Below are 12,458 nucleotides of genomic sequence, written 5' to 3' on the forward strand. Positions count from 1 at the left end.
GCACTTAACCTAAAGGCGCAGGATTGACGACCGTCATTAGATGCTCGGTACTTTTCTCTAACGATTCCGTCTCACGTAAGCCTTGGCGCAAATAGGCGGACATATAAGGATAGCGCTCAATCGCCAAATCAGTATCTTTATCACCACCTGCCACATATGCACCGACGCTAATCAAATCACGACTTTGCTGGTGGCGTGTCCACAACTGTTTAAAACGCTGGGCAGCACCTAAATGCTCCGCTGTGACGACTTGCGGCATGACTCGACTGACCGAAGCACTGATATCAATCGCAGGATAATGCCCTTCTTGCGCAAGCTCGCGAGACAAAACAAAGTGACCGTCCAATACGCCTCGTGCCGCATCAGCAATAGGGTCTTGCTGATCATCACCCTCAGAAAGTACTGTGTAAAAAGCAGTGATGGATCCGCCACCTTTTGCCGCATTACCAGCGCGCTCAACAAGCTTAGGTAACTTGGCAAACACCGACGGTGGATAACCTTTGGTGGCTGGCGGCTCACCGATGGCCAAAGCGATTTCACGTTGTGCCTGGGCATAACGGGTTAACGAATCCATCAGTAATAAAACGTTATAATTTTTGTCTCGAAAATATTCGGCAATACGCGTGCAATACATCGCTGCACGCAAACGCATCAAGGGCGCATCATCTGCAGGAGAGGCAACAACAATTGCACGCTTAAGTCCTTCTTCACCAAGAATATCTTCAATAAACTCTTTCACCTCACGGCCACGTTCACCGATCAAACCGACAATTACGATGTCAGCCTGAGTAAAGCGGGTCATCATGCCCAGCAGCACACTTTTACCCACGCCGGTACCGGCAAACAAACCCAGTCGTTGACCACGACCAACCGTCAATAAGCCGTTAATGCTACGAATCCCCACATCCAAAGGTTCACTAATGGGGTGGCGCTGTAATGGATTAATCGCTGGGCCTTCCATTTGCACCCACTCTTCAGCTTCAATGCGTCCTTTATCATCTAAAGGGCGACCAGCACCATCGAGCACCCTACCAAGCATCGATAACCCCATTGGCATGCGATCAGTGCCCGCAATCGGCACCACGCGCGCCCCAGGAGCAATGCCATTGAGATTACCAATCGGCATCAGGAAAACTTTTTCACCAGAAAAGCCCATGACCTCGGCTTCAACTTGCACTGCTTGATAACCATCATTGTTAATCACTAAACAACGACTACCAACAGAGACTTGTAAGCCTTGCGCCTCCAGAGTCAAACCAACCATGCGGATTAAACGGCCTTCCACCAAAGGATGCTTGGAAAGCTGTGTAGCCGATTGATAGCTGGCTAATCGGCTAGCAAAGCGTGTGCGACTGAGGGACATAAGCACTCCGCAGAAACTTAATAGGCTGGTTTTTCAATAACAGTCGTATCAACAGCCGGCTCTTCAGTTGACTGTAAGGCATCAACTGCGACTGTATCAAACTCAGCTTTAACAGGTTGCTCAATGGACGGTATAGGCGCCTCAGTAGAAACATGCAAGTCGGCAGCTAAAGGATTACTTTTCAACTCACGCTGCTGCTCTAAAAACTGTTGAGCAATATGTTCTATACGCGTTTCAATACTGGCATCAATACGAGTATCTAACGACTCAAAACGACAGCCACCGGGTAACAAATCATCGTCTTCAATGATTTTCCAATCTTCTTCGTGACGCTCACGCAAGGCTTTAATTTGTTCAAAATCTTGAGGATTGATATAGACACGTACCGCAGCACTACCGACCGGAAGCAATTTTAAAGACTCTCGCACAACTTGTTTAATCTGACTGGAATCTAGTTGTAATTCTCGCTGAATTACCTGCTCGCTGATACGAGTTACCAAGTCGAGCATAGCAACTTCTAACTGTTGGTCTTGTTGCCCAATCGGATCAAAAAACTGCTGCATAATACTATCCAATCCAGCAACCTTAGCACTCAAAACTTCTTGTGCTTCTTGCGCAGCTTTTAATTGACCCGCATGAAAACCGTCTTTTTCTCCAGCGCTAAAACCTTCATTCCAAGCATCCTGACGCACAGCTTCTACGTCTTCGAGGGTTAAGGGTTGGACATCCTCGATTGTGACGTCCTCTACCTGCACTACAGCCTCATCGACAACGTCAGGCTCCGCCGTGAGCGGCTCTTCTTTGTGTGAAGGGTCATCAAAGCTGGGTAAATCCCAGACATTGAGGACATCGCCTGCTTGCACACGAATCAGCTCACTGCTTGTTTTTTTATCTGGCATATTTACACCATTTCTTCGCCACCCTTACCACCCAGTACAATTTCGCCAGCTTCCGCCATACGTCGGGCAATGGTAAGGATTTCTTTTTGCGCAGATTCAACTTCGCTGATACGCACTGGACCCTTAGCCTCAAGGTCATCACGCAACAATTCAGAAGCCCGTTTGGACATATTCTTAAAGATTTTTTCTTTAATGGCTTCATCTGCACCCTTGAGCGCCAAGACCAGTACATCAGAAGATACTTCACGCATCAATGATTGAATACCACGATCATCGACATCCGCTAAATTATCAAAGACGAACATTAAGTCTTCAATTTTTCCAGACAAATCTTGGTCAAGCTCACGAATTGCATCCAGTAGCGGCCCTTCAATAGAACTGTCTAAGAAGTTCATGATATCCGCTGCACGCTTGACCCCGCCCATAGTCGTGCGCGAGGTATTAGAATTACCAGAAAACTGCTTTTCAAGAATGGTGTTCAACTCTTTCAGTGCAGCCGGCTGAATCGTATTCAGCGAAGACACCCGCAAAACGATATCTAAGCGCACTTTATGATCAAAATGACCCAGCACTTCTCCGGCTTGATCAGGATCCAAATAAGCCACGACAATGGCCTGAATTTGCGGATGCTCATAGCGAATTACATCCGCTACAGCACGCGGCTCCATCCACTTTAAACTGTCTAAACCGCTGGTATTGCCACCCAGTAAAATCCGGTCAATCAGACTGCCCGCTTTATCTTCACCGAGCGCCTGGGTCAACATTTTGCGAATATAGCCGTCAGCACCTACACCTAGACCCGTTTGATCGCTGACCACTTCAACAAATTCACTCATCACCTGTTCAACTTGCTCACGATGCACGTTACGCATTTGCGCCATCGCCGAGCCAACCCGCTGCACTTCTTTGGGGCCCATGTGCTGCAGCACTTGTGCAGCATCGGTCTCACCGAGCGACAACAGCAGAATTGCAGCTTTATCGATTTTATTTAGTTTAGTGCTCATACGATTATCACTCATCAGCGTTAATCCAATCTCTCACAACCTGTGCAACACGACCTGGATCTTCAGCAACTAGACTTTTAATAGCATTAAGCTGGGCATCGTAACCTTCACTAGGGCTCGGTAATAGAATGCTTTGCGGCCCACCTAGACTAACGCGATCATCTGCTAAGCCTGAGCCGAGCTCATCCATGTCACCCAGTTCAGCATCACCTAAGCGATCTCGCGCAGTCAGCTCTTTGGACTTCCCGCCACCGACGACATTACGCAGTAAAGGACGCAGCACTCCAAACACCAAGACCAAGATAAACAACACACCAAGCACTTGTTTAACAATATCCCAGAACCAAGGCTGTGTATAAAATGGAATTTCAACAATTTCTTCCGTTAGCAAAGGCGCAAAGGGCGCATTGATTACGCTAACACTGTCACCACGACTGGCATTAAAGCCGACAGAGTCTTGAACTAAACGCGTAAAACGCGCGATGTCTTGATCAGTCCAAGGTATGCGCGTCACGGCTCCGGTTTCGGGGTTAATAATGACTTGATCATCAACCACCACGGCTACCGATAAACGTTGTAAGCGGCCTTGGTCTTGCTTGGTATAACTGATAGAACGATCCAACTCAAAATTGCGCGTTGATTGCTCACGCTTATCGCTAGGATAAGGCGCGAGCATTGCCTGCCCTGTTTTCGGATCAATAATTTGTTCGCCATTGGCATCCAATAGCGGTTGACCTGCAGCCACAGGCCCGCCTGCTGCTTGAGCACCACCTGCAACCTCTGGAGCTGTTGTCGCACCTGGCGGTTGATTGCTTAAAGCGCCCGGCACACCTTGTGGCCCACTGCTGACTTGACGCTGCTCTGTCACCGACTGCTCACTGCGCAGTGCTGGCTGATCGGGATTAAAAGTTTCTGAAGTCGATTCGATAGCACTGAAATCGACGTCTGCTGACACTTCGGCTTTATAGCGATCAGCACCTAAAATGGGTTGTAAAATATTATGGACGCGCTGGGTAAACAAACCTTCGAGACGACGTGAGTAGTCAAATTGCTTACCAGCACGGGTCATCTCTGACAGCTCTTGCTGGTCAGACAGTAAATTGCCCTTCTGGTCGACAACCGTGACTTGAGTCTTATTGAGCTCAGGCACACTGGTTGCGACTAAGTTAATAATGGCCATCACTTGGCTAGGCTCAAGATTACGCCCAGGGTACAACTCAACCAAGACTGAGGCGCTCGGTTTACGCTCATCACGCACAAACACTGAGCTTTTTGGAATAGCCAAATGCACGCGAGCAGCTTTTACGTTACTTAAGCTCGACACGGTACGCCCTAACTCACCCTCTAAACCACGACGGTAACGCGTGGCTTCCATAAACTGACTTGTGCCTAAGCCTTGATCTTTATCGAGGATTTCAAAGCCAATATTGTTATCTGTAGGCGTCACACCAGCGGTGGCTAGCTTTAATCGAGCATTGGCCAAATCAGAAGCCTTGACCAATAAAGCGCCCGAGTTTGGTTCCATGCGATATGCGATACCGGCGGTACCTAGCGTTTCAACAACTTGATTTGCATCTAAACCAGCTAAGCTGCCATACAGTGGACGGTAGTCAGGCTCTTGCGACCACAATACGACCGCAAAGCCAATCGCCACACTGGCCGCTAATCCTACTAATAAAGCGACCTGACGCAATGCTGGCATTTGCGCCAGATTATCAAGAAATGCGAGTCCAGCAAAAGCTTGTCTTGCTGGCTGCTCAGTGATTTGCGGTGTATTTGCCGTTGCGTCAACCATGATTTATTGCCCCTAAACTGGCATCTGCATAATATCTTGATAAGCCTGAACCAGCTTATTACGAACCTGGGTCATTGCTTGAAATGAAACGCTCGCTTTTTGTGACGCGATCATAACATCAGTTAAATCGACGCCACTCTGCCCTATTTCAAAAGCATTAGCGAGCTGGTTTGATGCTTGCTGCGTCTCATTGACCTTACTTACTGCTTGACCCAACATATCGGCGAAACTAGGGCTTCCCACTGCTGGCGTTTCCGTCACTGCAGCAGGCTTAGTGCGAGCCATTGCATCAGCTTGCATAGCTCGCATTTCTAACATCAACCGATTAAATTCTATACCTTGGCTCATTTTCTATCCCCCATCGCTTATTTGACGCTTTGCGATACTTACTGGGATAAAAGCAATTATCAGGCCAACTTATAGAATCTTTAAGTGCGCATACCGCGTCCTGAGATCAATAAGCGCACGCACACCACATATAAAATCAATGTAGTCAGCAGCATCAAGCCAATGGCTACGCTGATATCGATATCTGAAACACCGAGAATACCGTAACGGAAGGCGTTAACCATGTGTAAAATCGGATTCGCCAAGGAAATGGTTTTCCAAAACGGACCGAGCATATCAATCGAATAGAACACACCACCCAGATAGGTTAATGGCGTCAGCACAAAGGATGGAATAATCGAGATATCATCAAAGTTACGGGCAAACACCGCATTAAGGAAGCCGCCCAGAGCAAACACCGCAGAAGTACAGACAATCACCACCATCGTGATGGTTAAATTGTGCACCTGCAGATCAGTAAAAAACAACGACAACAGGGTAACAATCACTGCCACACCGAGACCACGCAAAATCCCACCCATCACAAAACCAATTAAAATGGTATGCGGTGACACCGGTGACACCATCAACTCTTCAATCGAATGCTGAAACTTGGCACTAAAGAAACTCGACACCACGTTACTGTAAGAGTTGGTAATCACCGACATCATGATCAAACCAGGAACAATGTACTGCATGTACGTAAAGCCATGCATGTCGCCAATTTGGCTGCCGATTAAATTGCCGAAAATCACAAAATACAGCACCATCGTGATCGCTGGTGGTAGCAAGGTCTGCGGCCAAATTCTTAAAAAACGACGGGCTTCACGATAGACGATGGTTTGCAGGGCAACCAAGTTGGATTTCAGTTCTGTACTCATGCCTGATCACCTGACAAATTTTTCTCTACCAATGACACAAAAAGCTCCTCCAGTCGGTTACTTTTATTGCGCAAACTCAGCACTTCAATACCTTGTGCCGACAGTTGGGTAAATAAATCGGTTAAACCGCGATGCTTTTCCACCTGTACTTGCAAGGTGCACTCATCGAGCAACTGCGCAGGATAACCCTCCAACTCTGGCACCACGCTTTGTGTCTCTTTTAAATCCAGCAAAAACGTCTCTTTCGACAACTGCCCCAACAAAGCTCGCATACTGGTATTTTCGACAATACAGCCGTGGTCAATAATGGCGATATTGCGGCACAACTGCTCGGCTTCTTCCAGATAATGCGTGGTGAGAATAATCGTCGTGCCCTGCTCGTTGAGCTCGGTTAAGTACTCCCACATCGAGCGACGCAGCTCAATATCAACACCAGCGGTTGGCTCATCGAGAATCAACAAACGCGGCCGATGCATCAAGGCACGAGCAATCATCAAGCGACGCTTCATCCCACCAGAGAGCATCCGCGAAGCAACATCACGCTTATCCCATAAGCCCAATTGCTTGAGCAGCTCTTCAGCACGCACGCGTGCATCTTTAAGCTTGATGCCGTAATAGCCCGCCTGGGTGGTTAAGATATTTTGCGCGGTTTCAAACTGATTGAAATTAAACTCTTGTGGCACCAAACCAATGCAGCGCTTTAACGCCAAAGGATCAGTATCCAAATCATGGCCAAACACCTGCACGCGGCCACTGCTTTTAGTGACTAAGGTAGAGAGAATACCAATAGTTGTGGATTTGCCTGCGCCATTAGGGCCTAGCAAAGCGAAGAAATCGCCTTCAGCGACCTCCAAATCAACACCTTTAAGGGCTTCAAAGCCATTGGCATAGCTTTTTCGTAACTGCTTAATTGATAACGCCAAAGTCATAATAATTTGCACACAATCATAAGATTTGATCTATAGAAATGGGGGCTGCATCGCCATTTTGCAAGAGACGCTGAACCAGAGAGCCTTTACAGCGTGCCTAACGGATAAAACTCACCCTTACTGCATACGCCCAACACCTTTTGCCCATCCACAATACGCTCCTGCGCAGAGTTCACCAGCAAATAAAAGTCACTGCGCTGTAGCAAAATCGCGAGATTGTTGCCAATTGACACATACGGTGATGGTTCTTGAGTATCAGGATCTGTTTCAACATGCAAAGGATGCTCGGCGCTAATGTGCACGGTATCGCCAAGATTGGTGGTTACATACAGCACTTGCTGACCGTCTTCGTCTTGCGCTTTCACTTCGATCGAAACAAAGGGTGCGTCTTCAACCTCAATCGTCAGTTTTTCTACCGGTGTAACCAGAAAGTACTGATCACCTTCACGGCGGAGTAATCGCGAGAAGAGTTGCACTAGTGCAGAGCGCTCAATCAGACCGCCTTGATGATACCAGCGCCCATCACGGGCAATGCGCATCTCGCTATCGCCGAACTGCGTAGGATTCCAATCAGCGCTATAGGATAAACGCTCGGCTGTGCTGGCTAAGCGTTGCAGTACATCGTCATTTTCAATAGTTAGCATACGTCAGGCCATACTTAAGGGGTCAAGCCCAATAAACGTCTTGCATATTCACGCAATGGCGGACGCAATAAGTTCTCGGGTTTGGTGTTATAGAAGGTTAGAAAGCCACCTCGATGCCGAATATTGGCAGTGTCTACTAAATAACCACTACCAACCTCAACCAGCATCAACTGCAGCGCGCCACGATCAACACCTAAGCGCGCACCGCTATCTTTTCGCCCTTTAAACTCATCCCAGTTACCAATTCGGTCGTTACCTTGGGCAAAGCGCACATAGAGCAAGTAATGCGCACCATCACTACGCGCGACCTGCATGGCCTCATCAAAGCCCTGCGGCACGCTCGCTTGGCGCAGTCGTGGAAAGTACTCTACAAAAGCGTTAAAAGTCTCTTCAGCCACCACATTAGGCTTTGCCGAAGGGTGTCCGAGCGGAATAAAGAGCCCCTGACTAATATAAATGTATGAATCAGCTTGCAAGCGCCAATTATTGGCACGCTTGATTTCACTATGATTCAGTAGGCCTGCATCACGTAAATGATAAGTGGCGCCATCAGTTAAATCACCAACAGTCATACAAGATGCCAAAATAGCAGTCAGAAAGATCAGGAATACTTGGCGCATATAATTTCAGCCTCGAGCGTCAAAAAAATAGTCTTAGCTATTTACTAGCAGGTTCTGCGCCAATCGATAGTTTTAAATACTTATAATCCGCGCTGCCACTCTTGACGCAATGCCATGGTTTCAGGGTGCTCAATTGCCTGTTGCAACTGCGCTAAGAAACGTTGTTTATCGGTGCCCAAGGTGCCTTTCAGTGGTAAATAGTTAGAAGCATGATCACTACGAAACACCGTATCCTTGAGTTCTAACTGACTGATTAAGCGCTGCAACTCCACAAACAATGCGTGCTGGTCCAAGGGCTCAAACTCAGGAAAACGCTGCTTAAAGCGCGCATCACCCAGTGGAAAGCTGACAACCAAGGTCGAGAGATATTCAGGTTGCGTGGCATTCATTAAAGCTGCTGACTGGTCAGCATGTTGCGCACTTAAACTGCGCCCGCCTAAACCATTAAGAATCATCACTGAACGCGCAATCCCTGCCTCACCCAGCTTAGTTAAGGCACTTAAGGTTGATGCAAAAGTCTCACCCTTGTTGACCTTTTCTAGCACTTCATCGTCGCCGGACTCAGCCCCGACATACACCATTTTTAAGCCAGCATCGGCCAACTCTTGTAACTCGCTAACTGATTTATTTTTTAGGTTGCTGGGCAAGCAATAACTAGAGACGCGTTGCACAGTCGGCAGATTTTCGCGAATGGCTTGTAAGACAGTCAAAAGACGTCGCGTTGACAGCGCCAAGGCATCGCCATCAGCGAGGAACACACGCTGTACAATCATCTGCTCAGAAACACGTTGAATCTCGCTCAGCACCTGTTTTTCATCACGCACGGAAAATTTCTTCTGCGGTGCGGTATACATTTCGCAAAAAGTACACTTATTCCAAGAGCAACCATTGGTCAGCGGCAAAATCAGCGAATGCGCTTCGCTAGGTGGGCGAAATACCGGTTCAATGTAATCAATAGGCCACGTCTGTGTCATTTAACTCAACCTCTAAAGACCATCATCAGCAAGTATCTTTGGTGTTTCATCACGCTTGGTGCGCTTGTTGCCCATACGTACACCAATATCCATAAGGAACTGGAAAAAGCCTTCTTGGTCTTCTAAAACATTGCTCCAGAAAGGCGAATGATACAAAGCCACTGCGCCGTGCACCAACGCCCAAGCGGCGCAGTAATGGAAATAAGGCGGCACATCTTCCAACTTGCCCTCATCAATGCGGCCTTCAATTAGACGCGTTAAACGCTCAAAGTTAGAGGCGCGAATGGTGTGCAGCTGCTCAACCATTTCTGGCACTTGATGGCCTTTCAGTACTTTTTCTTCAAGCCGATCAAATAAGCGATAACGCTGCGGATCGCGCATCCGGAAGGCGAAGTAAGCACGTGACAATGCTTCTTTATCACTGGCAACACTTTCTGAGTGAAACAACTCATTCAACTCTCGCTCATAATCGAGCATTAAGCGTAAATAAATCTCAGCTTTTGACTTGAAGTGTTTATAAATGGTGCCCTTACCGATACCGACCGCATCTGCAATCATTTCCACCGTGACAGAGTCTTCGCCCTGTTCAAGAAATAACGTAAGGGAGGTATCAAGGATTTCTTGCTCGCGACGACGAAATTCGCGCACTTTTCGTGACTCTTTTTGCATATCAGGACTGTCTGGTCAAAAAATGAAGAGTCTATTATGAACGCATTCGTAGAAATTGCACGAAACAAGTGAAATTTCTAAAGTGACGTAATACACAAGAACAGTCAGATCTTGCGCAAGGACCTTAAACGAGGCGATATTTAGCCAAGTCGCGCCATCATTTTTGCTTCATCAGCCAATAGACTCTGCAACGACTCTCTTTGCAAGATGCGCTGTTTGTGTGCAGCCAGTTTAGGCCAGCGCGCTGCATCAAGATCTTCATGACCGTAAGAAAAATTGACCCACTGAGTGACGATTGCAAGATCAGCTAAAGTAAACCGCTGCGCAACAAAGTAATCCTTCTCAGCCAACTGCTGTTCTAAATAATCAAAATGAGGGACTAATTTAGCCAAAGCTTTTTGTACGGCGACTTCATCGCAGGGCAAGCCCATGCTTTTAGCTAGAGTGCGGTTAAAAAACACAGTGAAAGTTGCTAACGGAGCCACTTCATAATCTGCATACTTTTCTAACCAACGAATCTGCGCTACTTCTTCAGCATTGTTGCCACATAAGGAGTCAGTTGCAGGATATTTTTGCTCTAAATAACTGCAAATCACAGATGAATCGCAAACATCAAACTCACCGTCGCGCAAAGCAGGAATACGACCCAGTGGATTAATCTGAAAATACCAGTCTGGCTGGTTTCGTGGAAGAATTAATTCAAGAGTGTAAGTAAGCTCTTTTTCCAGCAAACACGCTCTAACTTTACGCACAAAAGGCGACAATGAAGCGCCATATACTATCAAACTCATAACAACCTCTGCTTAGTCGTAAATTTGTTTTTTCTTCCATCCATCTTCTTGATCTTGCTGCTCAATCCCTTCAGTCAATTCAGTGCTTTGTGCAGGGTTAGGACGTGTATGCTCAAGCACTGAAGCATTGGCACGCGTTAACAATGCTTCGAACTGCTTCAGTTGTTGCTGGTAAAGATTAATATCTTTCTGCTTTTTAAGGTATTGCACCGCACGTTCAAACACTAAACGAGCTTTTCCCGGCTGATTCTGAGAAAGTAACTGGCAGCCTAAATTGCTGAAATAATCGATATAGACATTAACCAGCATTTGCTTAATTTGAACCAACCATTGTTTACCTTGGTTGGCAGGTATTAGTTTTTCCTCAACTGCACGAATAATTTGTGTCTGCAAACTTTCCAATTGAAAACGAACATCTTTGGCTTGCTCATCGGTAATAATTGTCAGCGGAGGATTTTTAATCGGTAAATCATCTGCTTTAGCAATTAATTGACGCAACTCTTCAGCATGCAATTTATATTTAGGATCATGTTTTTCAATCACTCTGAGCTGATCAATAAAGTGCAACTCTAAACGATTCAGTAACTGCTTTAACTCAACGGTCATTAACTGACCCGGCAACGACTCAGATAGGTTTGCACAACGACGCTGGCGATCGATTAGTTCAGCTTTACGGCGCGCTTTGTCAAGCTTGTTTTTTTCTAATACATGGTTCAAATAACCAATTAGAAACAGCGCAACAACACCGACTAGAATCAAAATAACAATAGTGACTGATGACACAGCGCATCCTCAGATGTATGCCTATTAAACTTTAAGAGGTTGTATTTGCATGCATACTCTTATTGTATAAAGCATATAACACCCATTAATTTCTATACGATGATATGGCTACTGAGCCGATTGACCCAATTGCCTATTTAGTTACGCAGCAACTTCACCACGTCTTCTAACTCAACCACCATTTGACGAATGAGCTGCTTAAACTGACTGCCTTCATCACTCACGTCAGTACTGGACAAGCGCTGACGTGCGCCGCCAATAGTAAAGCCGTGATCGTATAACAGACTACGAATCTGACGGATCATTAAGACATCATGCTGCTGATAGTAACGGCGGTTACCACGACGTTTAATCTCAGCAAGCTGCTCAAACTCTTGCTCCCAATAGCGCAACACATGCGGCTTAACAGCACACAACTCGCTGGCTTCACCAATGGTAAAATAACGCTTACTTGGGATCGCTGGCAATTCGTGGTTATGACTAGGTTCCAACATAGGCTTCTACCCGATCGCGCAGTTTTTGACCTGGACGAAAAGTCACTACGCGCCGTGCGCTAATAGGAATCTCTTCGCCAGTTTTAGGATTACGACCGGGACGCTGGGCTTTTTCACGCAATTCAAAATTGCCAAAACCAGACAGCTTCACCGGCTCGTTGTTTTCGAGGGCTAAACGAATTTCTTCAAAAAAAGTGTCCACCAACTCTTTGGCTTCTCGCTTATTGAGACCGATTTCCATAAACAGGTGCTCGGCCATTTCTGCTTTCGTTAAAGCCCCCATAC

At 46.7% G+C, this 12,458-nt stretch carries 15 protein-coding genes; all 15 read right to left on the reverse strand.

Going from position 1 to position 12,458, the window contains the following annotated elements:
- Positions 1-4: 4 nt before the first annotated feature.
- The 15 genes from fliI to ihfA all read right to left on the reverse strand — a co-directional run bounded on the left by fliI (position 5) and on the right by ihfA (position 12,456).
- Positions 5-1,363, reverse strand: a complete 1,359-nt coding sequence (gene fliI, locus H591_RS0105040) for a flagellar protein export ATPase FliI (protein ID WP_022965865.1) — start codon at positions 1,361-1,363, stop codon at positions 5-7.
- Positions 1,364-1,380: 17 nt separating this feature from the next.
- On the reverse strand, positions 1,381-2,262 hold the full coding sequence (gene fliH, locus H591_RS14885) for a flagellar assembly protein FliH (protein ID WP_022965866.1): 882 nt from the start codon (positions 2,260-2,262) through the stop codon (positions 1,381-1,383).
- A 2-nt stretch (positions 2,263-2,264) separates the two neighbouring features.
- Entirely contained in the window at positions 2,265-3,281 is a 1,017-nt protein-coding gene (gene fliG, locus H591_RS0105050; RefSeq protein ID WP_022965867.1) for a flagellar motor switch protein FliG, read from the reverse strand.
- Complete coding sequence (gene fliF, locus H591_RS0105055; RefSeq protein ID WP_022965868.1) at positions 3,274-5,061, reverse strand: flagellar basal-body MS-ring/collar protein FliF; 1,788 nt, start codon at positions 5,059-5,061, stop codon at positions 3,274-3,276. Before fliF ends, fliG begins: the two co-directional genes overlap by 8 nt.
- A 12-nt stretch (positions 5,062-5,073) precedes the next feature.
- A complete protein-coding gene (fliE, locus tag H591_RS0105060) occupies positions 5,074-5,409 on the reverse strand; it encodes a flagellar hook-basal body complex protein FliE (RefSeq protein WP_022965869.1) in 336 nt (111 codons plus the stop codon).
- Between the two features lie 80 nt (positions 5,410-5,489).
- On the reverse strand, positions 5,490-6,269 hold the full coding sequence (locus H591_RS0105065; protein WP_022965870.1) for an ABC transporter permease: 780 nt from the start codon (positions 6,267-6,269) through the stop codon (positions 5,490-5,492).
- Positions 6,266-7,198 carry an ABC transporter ATP-binding protein gene (locus H591_RS0105070; protein ID WP_028244191.1) on the reverse strand — a complete coding sequence of 311 codons (933 nt, stop codon included), beginning with the start codon at positions 7,196-7,198 and terminating at the stop codon, positions 6,266-6,268. The genes H591_RS0105065 and H591_RS0105070 overlap by 4 nt, the downstream gene beginning before the upstream one ends.
- Before the next feature lie 86 nt (positions 7,199-7,284).
- Positions 7,285-7,842, reverse strand: coding sequence for a DUF1285 domain-containing protein (locus H591_RS0105075; protein ID WP_022965872.1), 558 nt, complete (start codon positions 7,840-7,842; stop codon positions 7,285-7,287).
- Positions 7,843-7,856: 14 nt separating this feature from the next.
- Positions 7,857-8,414, reverse strand: a complete 558-nt coding sequence (locus H591_RS0105080) for a DUF4823 domain-containing protein (RefSeq protein WP_408605531.1) — start codon at positions 8,412-8,414, stop codon at positions 7,857-7,859.
- Between the two features lie 128 nt (positions 8,415-8,542).
- Entirely contained in the window at positions 8,543-9,436 is an 894-nt protein-coding gene (locus H591_RS0105085; protein ID WP_022965874.1) for a radical SAM protein, read from the reverse strand.
- Positions 9,437-9,448: 12 nt separating this feature from the next.
- Positions 9,449-10,105 (reverse strand): TetR/AcrR family transcriptional regulator, encoded by a 657-nt coding sequence (locus H591_RS0105090; protein ID WP_022965875.1) that lies wholly within the window; start codon positions 10,103-10,105, stop codon positions 9,449-9,451.
- Positions 10,106-10,245: 140 nt separating this feature from the next.
- Positions 10,246-10,896: a glutathione S-transferase family protein gene (locus H591_RS0105095; protein WP_022965876.1), complete on the reverse strand. Its 651-nt coding sequence runs from the start codon at positions 10,894-10,896 to the stop codon at positions 10,246-10,248.
- 12 nt (positions 10,897-10,908) lie between these two features.
- Positions 10,909-11,679: a VHS/ENTH/ANTH domain-containing protein gene (locus H591_RS0105100; RefSeq protein ID WP_022965877.1), complete on the reverse strand. Its 771-nt coding sequence runs from the start codon at positions 11,677-11,679 to the stop codon at positions 10,909-10,911.
- Between the two features lie 137 nt (positions 11,680-11,816).
- Entirely contained in the window at positions 11,817-12,173 is a 357-nt protein-coding gene (locus tag H591_RS0105105; RefSeq protein WP_022965878.1) for a MerR family transcriptional regulator, read from the reverse strand.
- The gene (gene ihfA / locus H591_RS0105110) at positions 12,160-12,456 is read right to left on the reverse strand and encodes an integration host factor subunit alpha (protein ID WP_022965879.1); all 297 of its coding nucleotides are present in this window, start codon (positions 12,454-12,456) and stop codon (positions 12,160-12,162) included. The genes H591_RS0105105 and ihfA overlap by 14 nt, the downstream gene beginning before the upstream one ends.
- Between the last annotated feature and the right edge of the window lie 2 nt (positions 12,457-12,458).

Origin of the sequence: Denitrificimonas caeni DSM 24390 (assembly GCF_000421765.1) — a bacterium.
In the GTDB taxonomy this organism is placed as follows: domain Bacteria; phylum Pseudomonadota; class Gammaproteobacteria; order Pseudomonadales; family Pseudomonadaceae; genus Denitrificimonas; species Denitrificimonas caeni.

Coding starts and splice junctions, on each gene's coding strand:
- fliI (WP_022965865.1), bottom strand. CDS start 1,363: ATGTCCCTCAGTCGCACACGCTTTGCTAGCCGATTAGCCAGCTATCAA.
- fliH (WP_022965866.1), bottom strand. CDS start 2,262: ATGCCAGATAAAAAAACAAGCAGTGAGCTGATTCGTGTGCAAGCAGGC.
- fliG (WP_022965867.1), bottom strand. CDS start 3,281: ATGAGTGATAATCGTATGAGCACTAAACTAAATAAAATCGATAAAGCT.
- fliF (WP_022965868.1), bottom strand. CDS start 5,061: ATGGTTGACGCAACGGCAAATACACCGCAAATCACTGAGCAGCCAGCA.
- fliE (WP_022965869.1), bottom strand. CDS start 5,409: ATGAGCCAAGGTATAGAATTTAATCGGTTGATGTTAGAAATGCGAGCT.
- H591_RS0105065 (WP_022965870.1), bottom strand. CDS start 6,269: ATGAGTACAGAACTGAAATCCAACTTGGTTGCCCTGCAAACCATCGTC.
- H591_RS0105070 (WP_028244191.1), bottom strand. CDS start 7,198: ATGACTTTGGCGTTATCAATTAAGCAGTTACGAAAAAGCTATGCCAAT.
- H591_RS0105075 (WP_022965872.1), bottom strand. CDS start 7,842: ATGCTAACTATTGAAAATGACGATGTACTGCAACGCTTAGCCAGCACA.
- H591_RS0105080 (WP_408605531.1), bottom strand. CDS start 8,414: ATGACTGTTGGTGATTTAACTGATGGCGCCACTTATCATTTACGTGAT.
- H591_RS0105085 (WP_022965874.1), bottom strand. CDS start 9,436: ATGACACAGACGTGGCCTATTGATTACATTGAACCGGTATTTCGCCCA.
- H591_RS0105090 (WP_022965875.1), bottom strand. CDS start 10,105: ATGCAAAAAGAGTCACGAAAAGTGCGCGAATTTCGTCGTCGCGAGCAA.
- H591_RS0105095 (WP_022965876.1), bottom strand. CDS start 10,896: ATGAGTTTGATAGTATATGGCGCTTCATTGTCGCCTTTTGTGCGTAAA.
- H591_RS0105105 (WP_022965878.1), bottom strand. CDS start 12,173: ATGTTGGAACCTAGTCATAACCACGAATTGCCAGCGATCCCAAGTAAG.
- ihfA (WP_022965879.1), bottom strand. CDS start 12,456: ATGGGGGCTTTAACGAAAGCAGAAATGGCCGAGCACCTGTTTATGGAA.